The sequence below is a fragment of the Dethiothermospora halolimnae genome, from assembly GCF_037577855.1.
In the GTDB taxonomy this organism is placed as follows: domain Bacteria; phylum Bacillota; class Clostridia; order Tissierellales; family VENL01; genus Dethiothermospora; species Dethiothermospora halolimnae.
The window spans coordinates 75,609-97,327 of the sequence record NZ_JBAKFX010000006.1; the positions used below are offsets into that span (position 1 = coordinate 75,609).

Annotated in this window: 26 protein-coding genes and 1 tRNA gene; 23 read left to right on the forward strand and 4 right to left on the reverse strand. The window is 29.0% G+C overall.

The genetic code is table 11. The features are described 5' to 3' along the window. Positions 1-69: 69 nt before the first annotated feature. The 12 genes from V6137_RS04080 (at position 70) to V6137_RS04135 (ending at position 8,079) form a co-directional block, all read left to right on the forward strand. Entirely contained in the window at positions 70-762 is a 693-nt protein-coding gene (locus tag V6137_RS04080) for a response regulator transcription factor (RefSeq protein ID WP_425446608.1), read from the forward strand. A 55-nt stretch (positions 763-817) separates the two neighbouring features. After that, positions 818-2,194, forward strand: a complete 1,377-nt coding sequence (locus V6137_RS04085; protein ID WP_425446609.1) for a sensor histidine kinase — start codon at positions 818-820, stop codon at positions 2,192-2,194. A 19-nt stretch (positions 2,195-2,213) separates the two neighbouring features. Then, on the forward strand, positions 2,214-3,068 hold the full coding sequence (locus V6137_RS04090; RefSeq protein ID WP_425446610.1) for a GerMN domain-containing protein: 855 nt from the start codon (positions 2,214-2,216) through the stop codon (positions 3,066-3,068). Positions 3,069-3,496: 428 nt separating this feature from the next. Beyond that, complete coding sequence (locus V6137_RS04095; protein WP_425446611.1) at positions 3,497-3,850, forward strand: hypothetical protein; 354 nt, start codon at positions 3,497-3,499, stop codon at positions 3,848-3,850. A gap of 14 nt (positions 3,851-3,864) precedes the next feature. Further along, positions 3,865-4,359 carry a Na+/H+ antiporter subunit E gene (locus V6137_RS04100; protein ID WP_425446612.1) on the forward strand — a complete coding sequence of 165 codons (495 nt, stop codon included), beginning with the start codon at positions 3,865-3,867 and terminating at the stop codon, positions 4,357-4,359. Beyond that, the gene (locus tag V6137_RS04105; protein ID WP_425446613.1) at positions 4,359-4,619 is read left to right on the forward strand and encodes an MrpF/PhaF family protein; all 261 of its coding nucleotides are present in this window, start codon (positions 4,359-4,361) and stop codon (positions 4,617-4,619) included. The genes V6137_RS04100 and V6137_RS04105 overlap by 1 nt, the downstream gene beginning before the upstream one ends. Continuing rightward, the gene (mnhG, locus tag V6137_RS04110; RefSeq protein WP_425446614.1) at positions 4,616-4,915 is read left to right on the forward strand and encodes a monovalent cation/H(+) antiporter subunit G; all 300 of its coding nucleotides are present in this window, start codon (positions 4,616-4,618) and stop codon (positions 4,913-4,915) included. The genes V6137_RS04105 and mnhG overlap by 4 nt, the downstream gene beginning before the upstream one ends. Then, positions 4,905-5,453, forward strand: a complete 549-nt coding sequence (locus tag V6137_RS04115; RefSeq protein WP_425446615.1) for a Na(+)/H(+) antiporter subunit B — start codon at positions 4,905-4,907, stop codon at positions 5,451-5,453. Before mnhG ends, V6137_RS04115 begins: the two co-directional genes overlap by 11 nt. Further along, a complete protein-coding gene (mbhE, locus tag V6137_RS04120) occupies positions 5,446-5,712 on the forward strand; it encodes a hydrogen gas-evolving membrane-bound hydrogenase subunit E (protein WP_425446616.1) in 267 nt (88 codons plus the stop codon). The genes V6137_RS04115 and mbhE overlap by 8 nt, the downstream gene beginning before the upstream one ends. A gap of 21 nt (positions 5,713-5,733) precedes the next feature. Then, on the forward strand, positions 5,734-6,138 hold the full coding sequence (locus tag V6137_RS04125) for an MnhB domain-containing protein (protein WP_425446617.1): 405 nt from the start codon (positions 5,734-5,736) through the stop codon (positions 6,136-6,138). Beyond that, positions 6,138-6,482, forward strand: a complete 345-nt coding sequence (locus tag V6137_RS04130; protein WP_425446618.1) for a sodium:proton antiporter — start codon at positions 6,138-6,140, stop codon at positions 6,480-6,482. The genes V6137_RS04125 and V6137_RS04130 overlap by 1 nt, the downstream gene beginning before the upstream one ends. A gap of 196 nt (positions 6,483-6,678) precedes the next feature. Further along, positions 6,679-8,079: a complex I subunit 5 family protein gene (locus V6137_RS04135; RefSeq protein ID WP_425446619.1), complete on the forward strand. Its 1,401-nt coding sequence runs from the start codon at positions 6,679-6,681 to the stop codon at positions 8,077-8,079. An 89-nt stretch (positions 8,080-8,168) separates the two neighbouring features. Here V6137_RS04135 and fba read toward each other — a convergent pair whose 3' ends face one another. Then, on the reverse strand, positions 8,169-9,032 hold the full coding sequence (gene fba / locus V6137_RS04140) for a class II fructose-1,6-bisphosphate aldolase (RefSeq protein ID WP_425446620.1): 864 nt from the start codon (positions 9,030-9,032) through the stop codon (positions 8,169-8,171). A 342-nt stretch (positions 9,033-9,374) separates the two neighbouring features. Here fba and V6137_RS04145 point away from each other — a divergent pair. From V6137_RS04145 to V6137_RS04175, 7 genes are all read left to right on the forward strand, one after another. Then, a tRNA-Sec gene (locus V6137_RS04145) sits at positions 9,375-9,471 on the forward strand. Between the two features lie 355 nt (positions 9,472-9,826). Continuing rightward, positions 9,827-10,207, forward strand: a complete 381-nt coding sequence (locus V6137_RS04150) for an adenine nucleotide alpha hydrolase family protein (RefSeq protein ID WP_425446621.1) — start codon at positions 9,827-9,829, stop codon at positions 10,205-10,207. A 63-nt stretch (positions 10,208-10,270) separates the two neighbouring features. Then, on the forward strand, positions 10,271-10,747 hold the full coding sequence (locus V6137_RS04155) for a DsrE/DsrF/DrsH-like family protein (protein WP_425446622.1): 477 nt from the start codon (positions 10,271-10,273) through the stop codon (positions 10,745-10,747). 269 nt (positions 10,748-11,016) lie between these two features. Continuing rightward, positions 11,017-11,340, forward strand: coding sequence for a YkvA family protein (locus tag V6137_RS04160; protein ID WP_425446623.1), 324 nt, complete (start codon positions 11,017-11,019; stop codon positions 11,338-11,340). 65 nt (positions 11,341-11,405) lie between these two features. Then, on the forward strand, positions 11,406-12,041 hold the full coding sequence (locus V6137_RS04165) for a DedA family protein (RefSeq protein ID WP_425446624.1): 636 nt from the start codon (positions 11,406-11,408) through the stop codon (positions 12,039-12,041). Positions 12,042-12,125: 84 nt separating this feature from the next. After that, positions 12,126-13,154 carry a homoserine dehydrogenase gene (locus V6137_RS04170; RefSeq protein ID WP_425446625.1) on the forward strand — a complete coding sequence of 343 codons (1,029 nt, stop codon included), beginning with the start codon at positions 12,126-12,128 and terminating at the stop codon, positions 13,152-13,154. Between the two features lie 65 nt (positions 13,155-13,219). Beyond that, positions 13,220-14,557, forward strand: coding sequence for a hypothetical protein (locus V6137_RS04175; RefSeq protein ID WP_425446626.1), 1,338 nt, complete (start codon positions 13,220-13,222; stop codon positions 14,555-14,557). A gap of 26 nt (positions 14,558-14,583) precedes the next feature. Here V6137_RS04175 and V6137_RS04180 read toward each other — a convergent pair whose 3' ends face one another. After that, positions 14,584-14,925 carry a hypothetical protein gene (locus V6137_RS04180; RefSeq protein WP_425446627.1) on the reverse strand — a complete coding sequence of 114 codons (342 nt, stop codon included), beginning with the start codon at positions 14,923-14,925 and terminating at the stop codon, positions 14,584-14,586. Positions 14,926-14,980: 55 nt separating this feature from the next. After that, a complete protein-coding gene (locus tag V6137_RS04185) occupies positions 14,981-16,156 on the reverse strand; it encodes a cation:proton antiporter (RefSeq protein WP_425446628.1) in 1,176 nt (391 codons plus the stop codon). 273 nt (positions 16,157-16,429) lie between these two features. On the opposite strand from V6137_RS04185, the gene V6137_RS04190 reads away from it, so the two are divergent. From V6137_RS04190 to V6137_RS04200, 3 genes are all read left to right on the forward strand, one after another. Continuing rightward, positions 16,430-17,629, forward strand: coding sequence for an ROK family transcriptional regulator (locus V6137_RS04190; RefSeq protein ID WP_425446629.1), 1,200 nt, complete (start codon positions 16,430-16,432; stop codon positions 17,627-17,629). Positions 17,630-17,949: 320 nt separating this feature from the next. Continuing rightward, positions 17,950-18,207, forward strand: coding sequence for a GIY-YIG nuclease family protein (locus tag V6137_RS04195; protein WP_425446630.1), 258 nt, complete (start codon positions 17,950-17,952; stop codon positions 18,205-18,207). A 119-nt stretch (positions 18,208-18,326) separates the two neighbouring features. Further along, entirely contained in the window at positions 18,327-19,988 is a 1,662-nt protein-coding gene (locus V6137_RS04200; RefSeq protein WP_425446631.1) for a M20/M25/M40 family metallo-hydrolase, read from the forward strand. 239 nt (positions 19,989-20,227) lie between these two features. On the opposite strand, the gene V6137_RS04205 is transcribed toward V6137_RS04200, so the two are convergent. Then, positions 20,228-20,728 carry a hypothetical protein gene (locus V6137_RS04205; protein ID WP_425446632.1) on the reverse strand — a complete coding sequence of 167 codons (501 nt, stop codon included), beginning with the start codon at positions 20,726-20,728 and terminating at the stop codon, positions 20,228-20,230. Positions 20,729-20,888: 160 nt separating this feature from the next. Here V6137_RS04205 and V6137_RS04210 point away from each other — a divergent pair, with 160 nt between their 5' ends. Beyond that, a complete protein-coding gene (locus V6137_RS04210; RefSeq protein WP_425446633.1) occupies positions 20,889-21,698 on the forward strand; it encodes a GNAT family N-acetyltransferase in 810 nt (269 codons plus the stop codon). The last annotated feature ends 21 nt before the right edge of the window (positions 21,699-21,719 follow it).

Below are 21,719 nucleotides of genomic sequence, written 5' to 3' on the forward strand. Positions count from 1 at the left end.
AAAAATCATTTAACTGTAAAAGTTTTTAATGAGTGTTTTTATGGGAATAATAACATATGGGGTGATATAATGGACACCAAGATATTAATAGTAGATGATGAAGCACTATTGGTGAAAGGATTAAAATATAGTTTAGAACAGGATGGATACGAAGTAGATGCTGCCTATGATGGTAGTGAAGCCTTAGATAAAGCAAATAGAGAAAACTATAGTTTAATAATTTTAGATCTGATGCTACCAGAAATAGATGGCCTAGAAGTATGCCAAAAAATCAGAGAAAAGTCCCAAGTACCTATTATAATGCTTACAGCAAAGGGCGAAGATATAAATAAAATTTTAGGACTTGAATATGGTGCTGATGATTACTTAACTAAACCTTTTAATATTTTAGAGTTAAAGGCTAGAATAAAAGCAATACTTAGAAGAGCTAGTACAAAAGAAACCAAAATTGGAGAACAAATAATTCAACTGGACAATTTTACTATTAACACATTGGGACGTAAAGTTACAGTGAATGGTAAAGATATAAATCTTACTGCTAAAGAGTTTGATTTGCTTTTACTACTGGCATCTAATCCAGGTAAGGTTTTCACAAGGGAAGAATTGTTAGAAATAATTTGGGGATACGAATACTTTGGTGACTTAAGAACAGTTGATGTTCATATTAGAAGATTAAGAGAAAAAATTGAAGAAAATTCTAGTCAAGCTGAATATATTCTAACGAAATGGGGAGTTGGTTACTATTTTAGACCAAATTCTTAAAAAACAAAATAGATTTATTAGTATAAGGTGGAAATTAGTTTCCACCTATTTATTATTGGTAATTATCGCATTAATAATTATTAATCTTTTTATTAGTCAGACAATATTAAATATTTATTTAGATCAAGAAAAATTAGATTCATTGACAAGTGCAAATACTATATCAAATCGGATTAAGTATTATTTAACACCCATATCTTCGGAGATGATAGAGATAGATGGTTATTTAAAAGGGATAGTAGAAAGTTATAGTAAAGAGATAGAGTCTAGAATCATTATTGTAAATAATAATAATATTGTAAAAGGAGATTCTAATGGTAGATTTATTGGAGAAGTTTTTAAACACGATGAAATACAAAAGGCTTTAAAAGGAGATGTTAATTCCAGCATATATAAGCTGAAACAATTTGGTAATGTTATGTATGTGGCTGTTCCAATAAAAATGGGAGATGATATCATAGGTGCCACATTGGTATCAACATCATTAAATGACATATACACTATGGTAGATGAAATCAATAAAAAGCTTGTGGTTATCTCTTTAACCAGTATTTTAATTATAGCTTTTTTAAGCTTTGTGTTTGCAGGATTTTTAGCTAAACCTATTGATAAATTTATTAGCACCATAAAAAAGATATCCCATGGAAATTTAGAAGAAAAAGTGACAATTGAAACAAATGACGAATTTAAAAAAATGGCTGACATATTTAACACCATGGTTACAAAACTAAATCAAGTTGATACTCAGAGAAAAGATTTTGTTGCTAATGTATCCCATGAATTAAGAACTCCATTAAGTTCTATTAAACTATTATCAGAATCTTTAGTACATCAGGAAGAGGGAAATATAGAAATCTATAAGGAGTTTTTAAAGGATATAAATGATGAAGTTGATAGACTTAATAATATTATAAGTGATTTATTAACGTTAGTTGATATGGACAAAAAGAAGTTACATTTAGATTATAAAACCACATATATAAACTATCTATTAGAGAGGATTGTCCACCAAATAAAGCCTCTAGCAGAGGAAAAATCAATAGATCTTAATTTGAAAACTAATGAACAAATACAAATAAATATTGACTCTGATAAGATAAAACAAGCTATAATAAATATAATTCATAATGGAATTAAGTATACAAAAGAAGGCGGTTATGTAAATGTAAGTTTATATTCAAAGGATAACTTTGCTATTATAGAAATCGAAGATAATGGTATAGGCATAGATAAAGATAGTCTAGCCCATATATTTGATAGATTTTATAGGGTTGATAAAGCTAGGTCAAGAAATACAGGAGGAACGGGCCTAGGGTTATCCATAACCCACCAGATAGTTAGCTTACATCAAGGTACCATTGAAGTTGAAAGTGAACCTGAAAAAGGAACTACATTTTATATAAAACTACCCACTGATGTGGGGGTAGTATAGTCTATGGGGAGGGATAAATATGTTTAAAAAAATTATTTATATTTTGTTTATATTGATTATACCTTTAACAGCATGTACAAATTATAATGAAATTACAAAAGATAGTAACAATTATCCCCCAATAGGACCTTTAACCAGTAAAGATTACTATGAGGTAAAATTATATTTTCCCAACGAGGAGAATACCCGTTTGGTGGAGGAAAACAGATTAGTAAATACTGAAAACTCTAAACTTGAAGAAATAGTAATTAATGAATTAATTAAAGGTAGCAAGAAAGGAGCATTAGGAAGTATAATGCCCAATGGAACAAAACTACTATCAGTTGAAGTTATAGATAATGTTGCCCATGTTAGTTTTTCAAAAGGGATAATAAAGTCAAGTGCCACTGAAAAAGAAGAAGCTTTTGTATTGTTTTCCATTGTAAATAGCCTAGATCAATTGGATAAAGTAGATAAAGTCCAAATCTATATTGAAGGGGAAATTAGGGATGTATTTTATAATTATTATGGTATAAAGGAACCATTAACCTATAATCCCTTAATAGTTAATGAGGACTATTTAGAACCTATTAGTGAAGTAGAAGAATTTTTAAAGGAATTAAAAAATAAGAAATATCAAACTGCGGCAATGCATATAGATATATCATCAAATGATAATATGTCACATAGTGAAATAGGATTATACCTAGAAAATATTTATAAAAACATGAGTGACTATGAAATATTAGATTATAAAATATTAGACTATGGGGAAAAGACAACAATTATAGTTGATAATAGAACTTATTATTTCGATGGTAACTATAAAAAGGAACGTACTGAAATTTACGAATTAAGTTATAAAAATGGAAGATTTAAAATAAAAAATTATTAAATAAATTTCTAAATAAAGCTAATTGAAATGTTTTTCAAATAGCTTTATTTATTTTAAATGAAATTATTGAAAATTCAGAATAAATTATGTATAATAAAATAAATTATAATAAATAGTTAGTTTAAATTAAAAAACATTTCATTAAAAACACTTATCACATTTATGTCTTCTGAAAAATTTCTTGTCTTTTATTAAAGCTTTAGTTATTTTTAAAGTATAAAAAATGATTTTCAATAGGTTAAAAGGGTAGAAACATAATAAAATCTTAAAATCAGAACTTTTATAAATAATTAACAGCAAAATCTAAAGAGTGGCTCTTCATTTTAAATTATAAATTCAATTCTTTTTATGAAACCTCTAGTGAATAATTCTAATCACACATGAAAAATATATAGTTAAAATTCCAAACTTCAAAGGGGAGGGGTTAAATGGATAAAGAAAAACAAAGAATAATTGGAATGATTAATGAGTTAATCACCTTTTTATTAAATAACAAAACTTCGTCAATACATATAAACGTAAAAGAAAATGATAGAGAAACTAAGATTTCCATATGCTGTAATATAAATGATGCTAAGGTTTTAAAGGATTTAAAAAACAAGATTATGTCAGATCGTTCAGAGGAAGTAGAAGAACTATACTGGGAGCTTCTTGGAGATACAAATGAAAATGATGACTTGTATATTTTAGGCAGTATGATTGATAAATCTAATATAAAATATACAGAAACAAATATGATGAAAATTATCTTAATTAGGAAAAAAGAACATAAAAGCAACTAATATAGGAGGTTGTTATGGGATTAATTAAAAAAAGTTATAAACTATGCATATTTCTATATATTTTTTGGCTTATGTTAACAATGAACTTACAGGTTCCAAATTTAATAATTGGACTATTGATAAGCATCATTGTGACTATTAGTTCTAAAGGAATTATATACGATAAAGGAGAATTTAAAATAAAAATTCCTAATCTATTAAGTATTATTAGGTTTACCATTAGACTTATGTTTGAAATATATAAATCATCTTTTTCATATATAATAAGAATAATAAAAAAAGATTGTAGTCCAGTATTTGTAAATGTTGATTTAGCTACGAAGAACATGTTCATTATAACTATTATTTCAAACGCAATTACTTTAACTCCAGGAACATTAACAATTGATACAGATAAAAATAGACTGGTGGTGTTATCAATAGATGATTGTAAAAAAAGAGGCGACAATTTGGCGGCAGAAATTAAAGAAAAATATGAAAAAATTTTTATAAAGGAAAGGATGAAATAATGTTTTTGATTATAACAATGGCCTTGCTTGTAGTAGCTATGTTTGTAACAATGATAAGAATGATAATAGGTCCAACCATATGGGATAGACTATTGGCATTAAATCTTATATCAGCTAAGACAATTTTATTATTAACTGTATATGGAGTATACAAAAATAATATATTTTTACTAGATGTTGCTATATCATATGGAATAATAGGCTTTATTGGAATAACACTATTATCAAGGTTTATTAAAAGAGGGGGTAGATTAAAGTGATCTACAAAATCTTATTAGTTTTATCATGGGTATATATTGTATTTGGAATGATTGGTATATATAGATTTGACAATATGTATGTAAGGTTACTTACCAGTAGTAAAATAGATACTGTTGCCTTTATAACAATAATAATAGCCATGATTATAAGGTCAGGTTTTAGTCAATTGACACTGAGACTTTTCCTTATAATGTTTTTTATTATGCTAACTAATCCAGTTAGCAATCATATAATATCTAGATCTGCCTATCTAAACGGAATAGGTATAAAGGATGAGGTTAAAAATGAAGATTAGTCACTTATTACAAATATTACTTATATTCTTATGTATTTATATGATAAAAATTAAAGATAATCTTAGAGTTGTTATTTCATTTTCTGTATTTTCATTAATTACAGCTGGTGTTTATTATTTCCTAAAAGCACCTGATTTAGCTCTGGCGGAGGCAGCCATAGGAAGTGCTATTATCCCTCTTGTATATATAATTGCTATTTCTAAACAAAGAGAGTTTTTAGTAGTTAGTCATATTAGTGAAGAAGATGATTTCTTTTTAAATAATGATAACTTAAAGGGGGAGGGGTATAAATTATTAGAGGAATTTACTAAACATTATAATTTAAAACTTGTGATTAGCCATCAAAAGTATGATCAATTGCAAGGCATTTTCCGTACTAGAAATATAGATTTAGTAATAGAAAAATGTAAAAAAAGTGATAAATACATGTTAAAAGGTAAAAAAACTAGTATACTTATGAATAAATTAGAAAAGTTAGCGGAGGATCAAAAAAAAATTAAAGTTATTAAAATAGGTGAGGGGGAAATGGATGATTAAAAAAATCCTTTTAATATTTATATTGATAGTATTGATAACGGTATTTATTAATATAGGGTTTAATGCTACTGAAAATGTAGATACCAGTAGTAAAGACTATTATATAAACAATACATATAGTGACACAGGCTCAAAAAATATTGTTACCGGTATATATTTAGATTATAGACTATTTGATTCAATATTTGAGGCAAGTATATTAATAATTGTTGTTTCAGGGATTATATTCATATCTAAAAGGGATGATGATATTCTTTAGATAAAATTAAGGAGGGGTTACTTGAAAACTTCAGAGATACTTAGATGTATAAGTAGGGTATTGTTCCCGTTTATCCTTTTATATGGATTTTATATAATAATAAATGGTCACTTGTCCCCAGGAGGTGGCTTTCAAGGTGGAGCTATACTAGCTACTGGAATATTGATTAGTTATTTTATCTATCCAGAGAAAATCAGAGATTTAAATTTACTAGTTAAACTAGAAAAATATGTGTTCATATTAATAATAGCAATCTCGTCAATAGGTTTAATTACTAGAGGAGAAATTTTTACAAGTTTTCTACCTTTAGACACTAAAGCAAACTTTAAAGCAATATTTTTAACAATTTTAAACCTATTTATAGGAATTAAAGTTTCCATAGGTCTTGTTTTAATATTTTCAACCTTTATTGAGGAGGGGAAATAATGAAATTCAGTCTAGTACTGTCCTTTATATTATTAGGTATTGGTATATATGGTATATCTACAAATAAAAACATTATAAAGTCAATAATATTTTATAACATCATCCAATCATCTGTTATAATAATATTTTTAAACTTCGGCACTATAGGTTCTATGGAGATACCAATAATATCTGAATTTACTAAAGAAGCTGAAAATATGGTAGATCCACTACCCCAAGCTCTTATGATAACAACTATTGTAATAGGAGCGGCCATAACTGCTTTGGCACTTATGTTAAGTATAAAAATATTTCACTATTATGGAACCCTAAATTGGAAAGAATTAATAGAAAGGAAAGGATAAAATGGAGTTTGTACCTATATATATAATTTTCATCCCAATTATAACTGCAATGCTTATTTATATAATAAATAAAAAATCCTTTAATTACTTAATTTTTTTATCCCAATTAATAATAACATTTTTAACGGTAAGGTATTATATATTTTATGATAAGTTAATAGACAGACATATATTAGTCTTAGGGGGTTGGAATAAGGTGGTTTCAATATCCCTAAGAAATGATCAGTTATCTATTTCTTTTATCTTTCTTAGTATTTTTATATGGTGGATGGTTTTAATATATAGCTGGGAAAAAAGAAAACATGATTTTAAATTTTTGTTTTTCCTATTATTCCTTGAAGGAACTTTTCTAGGATTGATACAGACTAATGATATATTTAATCTATTTGTTTTTATTGAAATAACAACTATTATATCAACAATTCTTATTATATATAAAAAGGATGGTTATTCGGTAAGATCAGGATTATACTACCTTTTGTTTAATAGTGTGGGAACTATATTTTATCTATTAGGACTAATATTTATATATATTACCACAGGAAGTTTAAATATGGATATAATTTCTGAGAAAATTAGTTATATAGGAGAAAATTCTGTTATAATATTATCATATATTTTTATAATGGCTGCTGTTGGAGTCAAGTCTGCATTTTTTCCTGTATATAATTGGCTCCCAAAGGCCCACGGTGCAGCCCCAGCATCCATATCGGCTTTATTATCAGGGCTATTAATAAAAAGTGGGTTATATGCATTTATTAGATTTAATAAAGTATATAATATTGATATTATGTACGATTTATTTTTTATACTAGGATGCCTAACTGCAATATCTGGAATATTTTTTGCCCTAAGTCAAAAAGATATAAAACAAATATTAGCCTTTCATACCATATCCCAGATTGGTATCATATTAATGGGACTTAGTAGTATGTCGGGGAAGACTTATATTGGTGGTATCATACATATATTTAATCATGCCATGTTTAAATCTTTATTATTTATGGGGGCAGGATATATTATAAATGTATACGGAACAAGGAAAATAACAGACATAAGGGGAGTATTTAAAAATATGCCCATAGCTTCCTGCTTTATGATTATCGGAATGTTGTCTATTACTGGAGCACCTCTTTTCAATGGATTTGTAAGTAAGACTATAATCAAATATGGCTTTAAAGGTAACACTGTTAAGACTATATTACTGTACATCATCAACCTGGGCACGGGAATATCCTTTGTAAAGATGTCTCAAATTTTCTTTGGGAAATTTAAAGTTCAAAAACTTAGAAACTATCATCATGAATTGGCTATGCTTATTCTTGCTATGATGTGTATTATACTAGGAAACTTCTATATGCCATTGACTAAGGGATTTTTTGGAGTTGAGCTTTCATTTGTAAAAGTTACTGATATAGTTAATTGGATAAATTATATGGTTTCAATAGGCATAGGGTATTTGATATATAAGAAAATCATTGAAAAGGATTATAATATAATTAAAAGGTTAAGACACTTAAATATTTCCTTTGGTAGTACTAATTTTATGTTGGTGGTGTTTATATTCATTATGGTTGTTTGGAGTTATGTTTATTAGGGATAAATATAGTAGAAAATATTAGATATTCATTATAGAAAAAGAACAGCACCAAATATTTGGTACTGTTCTTCAACTTTATAAACTAATTACCCTTTGTTGATTGAGCCAAATAACTCCATTTTTTCTTTTACTGTTTTTTTAATTGCCTCAAAACCAGGGGCTAGAAGCTTTCTAGGATCATAGCCTTTTCCTTTGAGATCTTTTCCTGCTTCAATATAACCACGGGTGGCTTCTGCGAAGGCCAATTGACATTCTGTATTTACATTAATTTTTGCCACTCCCAATGATATAGCTTTTTTGATCATCTCTTCTGGAATCCCTGTACCACCATGTAAAACCAATGGTACATCATCAGTAACTTCATTAATCTTAGCTAAAACATCAAAGTCTAAACCCTTCCAATTTTTTGGGTATTTACCATGAATATTACCAATACCAGCAGCTAGTATTGAAACACCCAAATCTGAAATGGCTTTACACTGACTAGGGTCAGCAACCTCTCCTACTCCTATAACTCCATCTTCTTCACCACCAATTGAACCAACCTCTGCTTCTACAGAAATACCTTTTTCACTGGCCATTTTTATTATTTTTTTAGTTTTTTCAATATTTTCTTCGATGTCATAATGGGATCCATCGAACATAACTGAAGAATAACCGGCTTCCATGGCATTTATAGCACCTTCATAGCTACCATGATCTAAGTGTATCGCAACTGGAATTTGGATGTCTAAGTCCTCCATTAGACCTTTTACCATACCCACAACAGTCTTATATCCACCCATATATTTTGTAGCACCTTCAGACACACCTAAAATTACTGGTGATTTGTTTTCTTGTGCAGTTAACAAAATAGCTTTGGTCCATTCTAAGTTATTGATATTGAAGTGACCTACTGCATACTTTTCCTTAGCTGCTTTTAAGAGCATTTCCTTTACAGATACCAACATAATAAACCTCCTAATTTTATAATATATTTTTTATATATTTATGGCATAATTAACGCAAATATAGCATAATTACTTAATTATTATAAACAAAATATGAAGAAAATATTGAGGGAATAAATTTGTCCCACATGGTTAAAATAGTACCCATATCTATTTTACCATAAATTTCATAGAAATAAAACTTAAAGCTTAAAAAAATCTATTCAACTACAATAAGTTTATTGTTCTTTCATTTGTTTTCTCTACTGTTAAACCAGATTGTCACTAAAGTTGTTAACTAAATCCTTGACAAAAAAGATATATATGCTATAATATACTAGTCGCAACAAGTTAATAGTTTATGGGAGTAGATGGGTGCTGGTGTGCCCTCTGGTCTTCAAAACCAGTTCGAGGCGTTAGGAGCGTCTTGGGTGGGTTCGATTCCCACATATTCCCGCCATAAAAAAACACACATTCAAAAGAATGTGTGTTTTTTTATGGCGGGGAATTATCTAGACTTATCACCTATATCTAGCATAAATGAATTTAAATTCGTTTGAAGGTCACTTTGTGTTTTTCAAAACTTAGGAGAGGTAAATAGTTTTGCTTTCTTTGTTCATGCTTAAAATAATATATATTTATTAAATATTATTAAGATTTACTATAATATCATTATTATCTGATTTCAATAGGAATTTAATAGAAAAAAATATCTTAGTTCTTTATTTTTCATGTTGACCTTGATATAATGATATAGGGTTTATAAGTATGTTTTAATGAATATAATTAAACACCGTGTTTGAAAGGAGATATAAATGAAGAAATCTAAGAATGTTATGGTTTGTGTTACACAGCAAAAGACATGTGAAAGACTTATAAGAAACGGATATGATAAGATAGAAGATGAGAATGACAACTTATTTGTTATACATGTGGTTAGTGAAAATGATAAATTTTTAAATCTAAGTGATGGAGAGGCACTGGAGTATTTATTTGAGGTATCAAAAAAAGTTGGAGCCAATTTAACTGTTTTAAGGGCAAAGGACATTACTAAAGCTATGACTGACTTTGCTGCTGATAATGAGATTACCCATATTTTAATGGGATCTTCTCCAGATGTTGAAGACATTGAAAATCATAACATAGCTTTAAAATTAAGAAGTAAATTGCCAGAGGTTAATTTTATAATAGTTTAATAAGAATTAAAAACATCTCTTAAGGTTAAACTAACTATTAATCATATTTCAAGGGGTGTTTTTATGTCTGAAAGATTAAATTTATTAGTTTTTAGCGGAGATTATGATAAAGCCTTGGCTTCATTGATATTGGCCAATGGTGCCAAAGAAATGGGAATAGATGTAACGATGTTTTTTGCATTTTGGGGACTTTTAGTGATAAGGGATCCTAACAAATACATTAATGAAAACAAATCCATTTTTGAGAAAATGTTTAGTTTATTTACGCCTAAAAAAGTCGAAAAGTTGGCCCTATCAAAGATGAATATGGGAGGAATGGGTCAGAAAATGTTAAAAAAGATGATGAAAGAAAAAAAGAAACCACTACTTGAAAACTTTTTAGAAGGTGCTAGAAAGAAGGACATAAAGTTTTATGGTTGTAAACTATCCCAAGAGGTTATGGGATTTAAAAAAGAGGAATTAATACCAGAGGTTGAAATAATAGAAGTTTATGATTATTTAAAGGATGCAATGAAATCCGATATGCAATTGTTTATATAATAAAAAACACATTCTTAGAATGTGTTTTTTATTATATAATATATTTATAGTAATAGGACTCTTAGAAGAAGACCTAAGAGATTCAATATATTGAATTCCTACACATATTTATGGATTCACCAATTCTCTGCTCACTGTACCTTGTACCCTGCACAGAACAAAGAAGCAACAAAGGTGCCTTTTTGTTGTTGGGGGATTCGTAATCCTCCAACTTGTTACAATATATATAATCTATTACTAAGTTAAAGTTAAGGAGTGAATAGATCACAATGAAAAGAAGAGGAAAAATTGGTTTTCTAAAGAAGATACCATTAGCAATAAAATTTTTATTTGATAAAGAAGTTCCCCTGCGGAAAAAGATATGGCTAATATTAGGATTAGTATATGTGGTTAGTCCTATTGACTTAATACCAGCCCCTATACTTTTTTTTAGTGCATTGGATGATATGGCTATAGTTGCATTTATACTTACTAAATTATCCGATGATCTTGAAGAATATGCTTTAGAGCAAGAAAGGAAAAAGAAAGAGGAAGATATTGAAGACAAAATAATAGAAGATGTTGACTATGATATAAAAGATAATGATAAATAATTTGTATAAAATCCTAGTTTTTTGGTATAATCAAAAGGATAGATTATAAATTTGGGGGATATTTTATGAACATGAGTATTATAGACATAGTTTCAGATACTTTGATTAATTTTTCAGAAAAGGCTAGTATATACGGTTATATTACTATACCTATTGCTATGCTAGTTGAAGGGGCGGCAATACCATTTCCAGGGACCTTTATATTAATATTAAGTGGATACTTAATAAAAAAATTTAGTTTAAATCCTATAATTATAATATCACTATCCAGTATATGTTATACATTAGCAGCTATGGTACCCTATGCAATAGGAAGTCAAGTTAATGGGATTGCAAAGAAGAGATTTAACAAGTTTATGTCTAAAAATGAGCATCAGATAGACAAAATGTCTAGGTTATTTGAGAAATATGGAGAAGTGGCAGTATGTGTTTCTAGATTAACCTTTATAGGAAATTATTTTTCTTATATAGCAGGGATTAATAAAATGAATAAGAAAAAGTTTCTATTTTATACCATTTTGGGGATGACCCCATGGATTGTTTTAATGAACGTAATAGGATATAAGGTTGGAGAGAATGCCGATCAGTTAAAAAGCCTTATGGACAAGTTCGGTCCTTTATTTTATATGATAATAGGATTACCCTTTGTGGTGTTTATAGCCTTAAGGTACGGATATAAAATTATAAAAAAGTCACAATGATTTGGGGTATTCATTTATGGATACCTTTTTTTATGGATTCACCAATCCCGTGCTCCTTACTAAATAAAATAATGGAGGGATGTTATGAAAAAAAATATAGTATTATCAGGTTTTGGCAATGTAGGAAGAGAGTTTGTAAAATTATTATTATATAAAAAAGATTATTTAAAGGAAAGATATAATTTGGAATTTACCCTAGTGGGAGTATTGGGAAGTAAATTATCGATATTTAATGAAAAGGGGTTAGATATTGATATATTGTTACAATGTAAAAATGGCTCGGAGGGTTTAGAAGAATATAGTGAAAGGGATAATGATGTTATAAAATCCCAGGATATTATTATGGGAGATTTGCTTGTAGAGTCTACACCTACAGATATCAATACAGGAAGACCGGGATTAGATATTATAAAAGAAAGTATAAATAAAGGTTTGGATATTGTATGTATATCTAAAGGTGCCCTTGTAACTAACTTTGATCAAATAATGAGGCTAGCAAGATTAAAGGGGATATCTATAAAGTATAGTGGAGCAACAGCGGCGGCTCTGCCCACGGTAGACATAGCAGAATATAGTTTAGCCGGTTGTAAAATAAAATCTATAGAAGGTATTTTAAATGGAACTACAAATTATATTTTAACTAAGATGAATGATGAAAATTTACCTTTTTCCAAAGCTTTAGATGAAGCTAAAGAAAAGGGAATAGCCGAGACCAATAGTAGTTTAGACATTAAAGGTATCGACAGTGGTTGCAAGATACTATTACTCTCAAATACTTTTTTAGGTACAAATTATACAATAAAAGATATCAATATAGTAGGAATCGATAAAGTAACAAAAGAGGACATAGTCAAAGGGAAAAATAATAATAGTAAAATAAAATTAGTAGCAAGGGCCTATAAAGAGAAAAATAGTATAAAAATAGATGTTTCACCTAAAGCTATTTCATCGGATCATATGCTATATAGTGTAGATAATACTAACAAAGCCGTTGTATTTGATACAGATGATATGGGTATAGTCTCAGCAATGGGAGGGGCCTCTAGTCCCAAAGGCGCAGCATCGGCAGCCCTTAAAGATATTATTAATGTATATAGGTGTAGACCTTTGTAAAAACATTGTGACAAATGGTGAAAAAAGTGATAATATATAGATATATTTCCTCGGGAGGGGATTATATGAATGGAAATATATTAGAGGAATTAAAGGTAGTTGAAACAATACTAGAAAATGAGGAACAGGAAGTTTTTATTTGCAAAAATAAAATAACAGAGGAGCTCTTCGTATTAAATAGTATAACAAATACAAAATTAACTGAAACTTTAGACTCTGATAAACTAAAAAACACTATAAACAATGTGGTTGATGTAGTAGAAATAGAAGACAGATTAAATATCATTTCTAGATATATGTCCCATAATAAGTTAAAGGATTATGTTAATAAAAATGAACTCTATTTAAGTGATAAGGTAAAATATGTTCATTTTTTATTAAATATGTTATATGACCTAAGGGAATTTCAGCCCCATATTCTTAGTTCCATTTTTAATTATCATAATTTTGTAATAGATGGTATGAGAAATATACACCCCCTAGGATTGATAATTTTAGAGGAAAATTATCTAGACATAGATACATCAAATGTACTTAAAAATATAGCTAGATTAGTTTATACTATCTTTACTGGTAACAAGATAATAGATGGGGATACATTAGATAAACTGCCACCGGATATATCTAAAATTATAACAAAATGCAAAGATAATAAATATACGAAATACAGGGATTTACTAGAGGAGTTAGAAACATCCACACTATATCAGTTAATGAATAATGAAGAGCACCATGAAGCTAATACTATTTTAGAAGAAGACAATATTGTAAAAAATAAGGGACTAAATAAAAAGGGATTAATATTTATTATTATTATTGTTTTATTGTTGCCTATAATTATCTTTAGTTTTAATAAACTAAACATAGAGGAAAAAAGCACAATAAATGATGAAATTGATGATGATGTACAAAAAGAAGTAAATAAAGGGGATAATCATATAGAAAAAAATAAATTAGATAAGTCTCTTATTATGGCTGAAGAAGAGGAGTTAGAATCTTTTTTTAAAAAATCAGAAGACAGTAAAATTTGTATCGATAAGGATATATATCATAGTGGAAAATATTCCATTAGAGTTGATAATGATGACATAAATGAAAAATATTTTATAGGGATGATAGATTTAAATAGTGAAGAATTTAATCACTTAAAAAATAAAAAAACTAATTTATCTATGTGGATTAAATCCAAAGTAGTTATGAAACCAACTATATCTATAGAACTATTTAATAAAGGGAAGTTCACAGGAATTATTGATAAAAATATAGGGGCTTTAGGAAAGCAGTGGACTTTACATAATATGTCAGTTAACATTGGTAATGCAGAGCAGCTAAAACTTTATGTTTCTTCAAATAAGGAAAGTAAAATATGGTTTGATGCTTATGAAATAGAGGTATTGAAGTAGATATTATAATATCTACTTCAATACCTCTATTTGTGCTTAGACCCATAACATTCAAGGACAGGAATAACAAACATAAATCCAACACCGGGTCTATTAAAGTTGTCCAATTTCTCTTTAATTTTATCTTTCACTATTTCTAATTTTTCTTTGTCCCTTATAACACTTATCAAAGTCTTATTATAGGGTTTGTCTCCTTCTATAAATTTCCTTATACTTGAAAATATAGGGACATCTACATGATGTTCTAATAATACCTTTCCCATACCTACACTATCTAGAGTCGTGGCACCTACTCCTTCTTCATAGAAAATTTCCAAAATATCATCTAACAAACTAGTGTCATTCAATATTAGAAAAAGTCCATACATAAGAGAGATTCCTCCTTTATAAAATTGGTAGCTTCGAATTACTTCGAAGGTTTTGTTATATTTTAGCTTCCTTAGCTTTAATTATAGCATTTTTGGTAGCTATTGGACCAATTATTTCTGTAATTATAGTAGTGGATAATAATATTGTAATAACTAATGATCCTAAAGTTGAACCTGGAAATTGTTTGTTTACCACTATAGCAAGTCCAACAGCAACCCCTACTTGGGAAAGTAAACCAAACCCTATATTCCTTCTTACCACTGTTGGTGAATTTGATAATTTACCTCCTAGTAAAGCACCTAAAATTTTACCCATAATACGGAATATTAAATATGCTACTCCTAAAACACCTATATGGGGGATTAGACCTATATCTAGTCTAGATCCGGCAAGGGTGAAAAAGGCTGCTATAATAGGTGGAGAAAAGGCTTCTACACTTGAAAAAGCACGTCTTGCATTGGCAGAAATATTAGTAGTTGTTATTCCTAAACTCATAGCTGTAAGTAAAGGTGATAAACCAAAACGATTTGCTAAGCCTACTAATAGAATTAATATTCCTATATTAAATATAAGTATTTCAGAATCACTTTTTGATATTTTTATTAAATAACTTAAGAAAACTCCAAGTATACCCCCAACGACTATAGAAAGTCCAATCTCAGTTAATGGATGTATCACAATCTTAGATATAGTGACTACTTCATGTTTAATAAAAACCCCTGCTATTGAAGATGCTACTGAGTATATCATAAGACATATGGCATCATCCACAGCCACAACCCCTAAAAGAGTACTTGTTAAGGGACCACTGGCCCTACACTCCTTAAGAACCATGATTGTAGCAGCAGGTGCAGTAGCAGAAGCTATTGCTCCAAGGATTAATGCGGTGGATATATCTCCAGATGTTAAAATATATATTATTATTGAAACGAACAAAAAAGCCCCTAGTGCTTCACATAATGCTATTAGAAAAATAGACTTACCTAATTTTTTGATTACAGAAATTTTAAGTTCGCTACCTATATTAAAGGCAATAATACCTAAAGCAAAATCATTTAAAAAAGAGAGCTTATCTATTATTTCATTATCAATTATGTTAAAACCTGAAACTCCAATAATAAGTCCTGCCACAATGTAACCAGCCACCGCTGGAATCTTAAACCTATTCATTAGTTTTCCAAAACCTATACCTACAATTAATGCGATACCTAAACTCATAAAAGTATTCATTTTTATCACCTCTATTATATATTTGTTATATTCCAGCGCCTGTTGACTATGATACTCCTTTAATATCTATATGTTAAATTCCAAAGAAAGGGATATAAGTCGATTTAACACGAAAAATAAGGATTATATTTGATTATATTCAAATTTCGTAAAAATGGAATTTTTTTAGATATGGAAAAATCATGGCTAAAATTAAATGTTTTGACAATGTCTAATTTATTTATTATACTAGTAATGCACTTAATTTAGGAGTCAAAGAAAGTTGTGATTTAAATGAAAACTATTAGTAAAGCAGATAAAAAATTAATAAAAAAAATAAATACAGTTTCGATATTAAAAACCATTAGAGAATATGGTCCCATATCAAGGGCAGATATTTCCAAAACCATTGGACTAAATCCTGCCACAGTTTCTAGTATCGTAACCAATCTTTTAAAAAACAAATCGATAAAAGAGGTTGGGATAGGAAAGTCAAGTGGAGGTAGAAAGCCAGTTTTACTTGAATTAAATAGCGATGAACTATATGTAGTTGGAGTTGATGTAGGAATAACAAAGGTCACCACTGGACTTATAAATATAAACGGAAATATACTTAATAAAACAACCATCGATTTTAAAGATAAAACTGTGGAAACTATATTTGAAGCTATAAAAAGCTCCATATATGAAGTAATAAAAGAACATGATAAGAACTTTAATAATGTGATTGGTATTGGTATGGGGGTTCATGGTCTAATTGATACAGAAAGGGGTATGTCTATATATGCTCCAGCTTTTAATTGGAATAATGTTAATATAGTTGATACATTTAAAAAGGAATTTAATGTACCCGTACTAATAGATAATGATGCAAGGGTTATGGCATTGGGAGAAAAATGGTTTGGATATGCTAAAAACTCAAAGAACTTTGTACTCCTAAATATAGGAACAGGTGTAGGAGCAGGAGTTTTTATAAATGATGCATTATATAGAGGTAATAATTTCGGTGCCGGAGAAGTTGGACATATAAAGATAACCGATGAAAATATAAAGTGCAGGTGTGGAAGATATGGATGCCTTGAAGCCATGGTCTCTGGTAGGGCCATAGTAAATAGATTTATTAAAGGTTTAGAAAAGGGCAGAACATCTAGTCTTAAAGACAGATTAAAAACTTCAGATATAACATCACTAGAAATCTACAGAGAGGCATTAAAAGGAGATTTGTTATCAATAGAAGTATTAAAGGAGACTGGTAAGTATATTGGGATAGGAATATCAACCATAATTAATACCCTAAATCCCAGCATGATTTTAATAGCAGGTGGGGTTTCTAAAGCTGGAGACTTTATATATGATGAAATACAAAATACCATTTCCAAAAAGAGCATGAATAATAACTTGAAAAATGTATATATAGGGGAAACAAAATTAAAGGACAATGTTGGTATAGTAGGTGCTGGGTCTTTGATTATTAAGGATATATTTTCTATATAGGAACAAGGCACCGTTGTTCTTTCTTTGTTCTGTGGAGTAGATGTAGGGACTAGGCATGCCTAGTCCGATCTTAAATCTATAAAATTTCGGGAAATTACATAAATAAAATAATAAACAACTTAATTTAGTTTTTAAATTAAGTTGTTTATTATTTTATTTATTAGAAGTCTATAATTTTTAGTTGTTTTTAGGTTGTTGGGGGATTCGTAATCCCCCAACTCATTTAGTCAATAAGGGATTTCCTAATCTGCAATATGATTTAGCACAGTAGCTTTGAATTCATTCGAAGGTTACCTTTTCAATAGAAAGGAGGGCCCAAAATGCCCTACGTTTACATATTAAGATGTAAAGATAACTCTTTATATACAGGATGGACTACAGATATAGATAGAAGAGTAAAGGAACACAATAGTGGAAAAGGAGCTAAATACACAAGGGCAAGAAGACCAGTTAAGTTAGCATACTATGAAGAACATAATAATAAAAGTAATGCTGCTAAAAGGGAATATGAGATAAAACAGTTTAGTAAGAAGAAAAAAGAAGAGTTAGTTAAGGGTTTTAATACGAATGACAAGTAAATGGTTGAGATATGCATATAACGCATATGTAGGGACTAGGCATGCCTAGTCCGACTTTGAAGCATAAAGCATCTAGTAATAATAAACCCTTATTGCCAAATAAAAAGGAGGGGTGTAGAGTGAAGTATTATAATCAATCAAAAAATATTAAAGATATTTTTTATAAACTAATCTCTATACAAAGTGATACAAACACAAAGCTAGAAAGGGACATAGAAGATAATATATACACTCATATTAAAAACATTAAATATTTTTCAAATAACCCTAAAAACTGTGGAGAAGTTAGATTAGAAAATGACATACATAATCGATCTATAGTATGGGGACTAGTTAAGGGAAAGGGAGATAAAACTATTATCCTACTACATCATCATGATGCAGTAGACATTGATGATTATGGAATACTAGAAAAATATGCCCTAAACCCATCGAAACTACAAGAAAATTTAGAAGAGGTTGGTATATCAGATGATATAAAGAAAGACTTAAAAAGTGAGGAGTGGATATTTGGTAGAGGTACTGCCGATATGAAAGCCGGAGCAGCTATACAGCTATATCTATTAGAAAAATATTCTGAAATAAAAGATTTAGTGGGAAATATACTACTTATATCAGTTCCAGATGAAGAAACCTTTTCTTCAGGCATGAGAAAAGGTATTGATCTTCTAGAAGACATAAAAAACAAGCATAATTTAGACTATTTGTTAGCCATTAATTCTGAGCCCCATGGGAGAGAAGAAAAGGAAGTAGGAGTACTATATGAAGGCTCTGTTGGAAAGGTATTGCCTATTATATACGTAAGGGGTAAGCAAAGTCACACAAAGGATGTATTTAGTGGAATAAACCCAATAAGTATTTTAGCCAATATATGGAGAAATATCGAATTAAGCTCATTTTTCTCAGACAAGGTTGAAGATGAAATAACCCCACCACCTTCCTTTGGATGTTTTAAAGACTTAAAAGGTAACTATGATGTATCATCTCCAAAGGGAGCTATGGGATATTTTAGTATACTTACATTAAATAGAACTCCAGAAGAGTTATTAAATCAATTAAAAGAAACAGTTAAAGGGGCTAATAGGGAAACTAATAGTTTTATAAATAATAGAATTAAAGAATATGAGAAAAAGGGATCCATAGTTTCTTCAAAGTCATCAATAGATATACAAGTTAAAACCTTTGATGAAATTTATGATATGGCATATAAAAACTTAGGAGAAGAGTTTATTAATAACTATAATAAGACCCTAAAAGAAATCAATAATAAACTTATATCAGGTGATATAAGCTTTCCTGATGGAACCTCTATAATTATAAAGGAAACATTAAAATATATAGGTAATAATGATCCAATAGTGGTAATTGGACTAGTACCACCCTATTATAATCATGTTTCTAACCATAAGCTTAACAATCTAAACTATAAAGTAAAAAATATATCTAAAGAAATAAATAAATTTACTATTGATAAATGGAATGAAAGTTATATTAAGAAAAATTATTTCATGGGTATTTCAGATATGAGTTATTTTTCTGTGGAACAAAGGGGGCTTAATTTAGATAAATTAACAAACAATATGCCGTTATGGGGAGACATCTATAGTATACCCTTTGACAAAATTAAAGATTTATCAATTCCTACAATAAATATAGGACCTTGGGGGAAAGATCTACATAAATATACAGAGCGGGTTAATAAAAAAGATCTATTAGAAAGAACTCCTAAGATTATAGAGTATGGAATAAATTATGTATTAGGCAGGGAAAACAAATTGTAAAAAAGATATTCATGGTAGTTTGAATTCCTTAATAGACAGGATTAACAGTAGCTAAAATTAATAGTGATTCATAGTAGCTTCTAATTCGTTCGAAGGTTTCATTTTAACAAGTTGCTGGAGTATTTGTAATCCCGTAACTAATTCAAATAAGAAGGTTTCATTCAGATAAGAAGGTTTCATTCAAATAAGTTGCTGGGGGATTCGTAATCCCCCAGTTATTAACATATAGATTAATGCTACTAATATTCCCTAGGACACAGAATAATAATCTTATAGGGGGTAGTTTGGGCAGGGATACTCCTTGTAATAGGACCATATACAACCACTAAATCATGATTTTCAACATTTCCAATAAATTGTTGACCATTTTCTAGTATTATCCTAGTACATGGAGCAATATTTAACTTTAACTTACCGTCACTACTTACTAATTGCTCATCAAAATAGTCTACCTTAACATTTTCACCTGGTATAAGTTTTGCCATAACAATTGCTCTAAATTGTGGTGGGAAAATTAAAGGCACAGGAGCATGTATATCATAAAATCCAATAACCATATCTCCGACTGACATCATTTCATGGTCTAGAAAGTAAGTAGTAGGTTCTATCACAAAGTTTACAACATTTCCTTCTCTACTTTGTACAGTCATAATTTTATAACATCCCATTGATTCTTCAGAACCTGACCAAAAGTTACTAATCATAGTAATAACACCAGAAAAAGAACTAAAACTTGTCATTTTAACTCCTCCATATCTATATTTTTTTTCCATATAATATATGCATCACTTCAATTTCTCTCTAATAAAAATACATAATTATTAAAATAATTATATATTTTTATAGTATAATGATAATAAACTGTAATTTATTTAGGAGTTCTATATGGGGAGGGCTTAGATGGAAAAATTAATCAATAAGGGACAAAAGTACTGCTATACATCACTACTATATACTAATGAAGAAAAGATTGGTTATATAGGGTCAGATGGAATATTAGAAGAACAGGAATATATTTTCATGATAAAAGAGGAAGAAAATCAATTTCATATTCACTGGGCAGCAGAAACTAAAAAGGATTTCTTTTATGGTCTTGAGAAATCTTTAAAACTAATAGAAAAAAATAATACAAATGAAAAAAGAATTTATATAGAATTTATTCCTAAAGAATTTATTAAAGATTTAGAAAAACTAGGGTTTAAAATAAACTCACACTTTTGTGATTTTTGGTTAGAGGATATAAAAAGAATTAAAGTACATAGACCATTATTCGGAGATATTAGACTTATGAAGGAGGAGGAATATAGAGAAGTAGCTGCAGTTACCCGCTCATGTAAAGGTCTTTCTAGAGGTTTTAATGGGGAAAAGGATATATTTGCAAAAGAATGGATACAGAATGAAAATTCATCTATAGTTGTTGCTGAAAGTGATAATAAAATTGTAGGTGTATGCTTTATGAATGTATATGGTTTTGAAGGGGATAAAGGACCTGTAGCTTGGGTAAGGGAAGTTGCGGTACATCCTAATTATCAAGGTAAAGGAATAGGTTATTCATTAATATATTATGGCCTTAATTGGGGTAAAGAGCGAGGGGCTATTCGAAGTTTTTTAGCAGTTGATTCTATAAACTATAACGCAATTAAGTTGTATGAAAAGATAGGTTATAAAAAAGAGGATGGATCTGAAGAAATAAGTATGGTTAAAGAATAATAAAAAATTCATGGACAAACA

Bases quoted from the DNA above. Each gene is read 5' to 3' on its own strand.
- V6137_RS04210 (WP_425446633.1), top strand. From the start codon at position 20,889: ATGGAAAAATTAATCAATAAGGGACAAAAGTACTGCTATACATCACTA.
- V6137_RS04115 (WP_425446615.1), top strand. From the start codon at position 4,905: ATGAAGATTAGTCACTTATTACAAATATTACTTATATTCTTATGTATT.
- V6137_RS04090 (WP_425446610.1), top strand. From the start codon at position 2,214: ATGTTTAAAAAAATTATTTATATTTTGTTTATATTGATTATACCTTTA.
- V6137_RS04100 (WP_425446612.1), top strand. From the start codon at position 3,865: ATGGGATTAATTAAAAAAAGTTATAAACTATGCATATTTCTATATATT.
- V6137_RS04130 (WP_425446618.1), top strand. From the start codon at position 6,138: ATGAAATTCAGTCTAGTACTGTCCTTTATATTATTAGGTATTGGTATA.
- V6137_RS04155 (WP_425446622.1), top strand. From the start codon at position 10,271: ATGTCTGAAAGATTAAATTTATTAGTTTTTAGCGGAGATTATGATAAA.
- V6137_RS04185 (WP_425446628.1), bottom strand. From the start codon at position 16,156: ATGAATACTTTTATGAGTTTAGGTATCGCATTAATTGTAGGTATAGGT.
- V6137_RS04205 (WP_425446632.1), bottom strand. From the start codon at position 20,728: ATGACAAGTTTTAGTTCTTTTTCTGGTGTTATTACTATGATTAGTAAC.
- V6137_RS04165 (WP_425446624.1), top strand. From the start codon at position 11,406: ATGAACATGAGTATTATAGACATAGTTTCAGATACTTTGATTAATTTT.
- V6137_RS04195 (WP_425446630.1), top strand. From the start codon at position 17,950: ATGCCCTACGTTTACATATTAAGATGTAAAGATAACTCTTTATATACA.
- V6137_RS04150 (WP_425446621.1), top strand. From the start codon at position 9,827: ATGAAGAAATCTAAGAATGTTATGGTTTGTGTTACACAGCAAAAGACA.
- V6137_RS04190 (WP_425446629.1), top strand. From the start codon at position 16,430: ATGAAAACTATTAGTAAAGCAGATAAAAAATTAATAAAAAAAATAAAT.
- V6137_RS04175 (WP_425446626.1), top strand. From the start codon at position 13,220: ATGAATGGAAATATATTAGAGGAATTAAAGGTAGTTGAAACAATACTA.
- V6137_RS04180 (WP_425446627.1), bottom strand. From the start codon at position 14,925: ATGTATGGACTTTTTCTAATATTGAATGACACTAGTTTGTTAGATGAT.
- V6137_RS04170 (WP_425446625.1), top strand. From the start codon at position 12,126: ATGAAAAAAAATATAGTATTATCAGGTTTTGGCAATGTAGGAAGAGAG.
- fba (WP_425446620.1), bottom strand. From the start codon at position 9,032: ATGTTGGTATCTGTAAAGGAAATGCTCTTAAAAGCAGCTAAGGAAAAG.
- V6137_RS04080 (WP_425446608.1), top strand. From the start codon at position 70: ATGGACACCAAGATATTAATAGTAGATGATGAAGCACTATTGGTGAAA.
- V6137_RS04160 (WP_425446623.1), top strand. From the start codon at position 11,017: ATGAAAAGAAGAGGAAAAATTGGTTTTCTAAAGAAGATACCATTAGCA.
- V6137_RS04105 (WP_425446613.1), top strand. From the start codon at position 4,359: ATGTTTTTGATTATAACAATGGCCTTGCTTGTAGTAGCTATGTTTGTA.
- V6137_RS04095 (WP_425446611.1), top strand. From the start codon at position 3,497: ATGGATAAAGAAAAACAAAGAATAATTGGAATGATTAATGAGTTAATC.
- mbhE (WP_425446616.1), top strand. From the start codon at position 5,446: ATGATTAAAAAAATCCTTTTAATATTTATATTGATAGTATTGATAACG.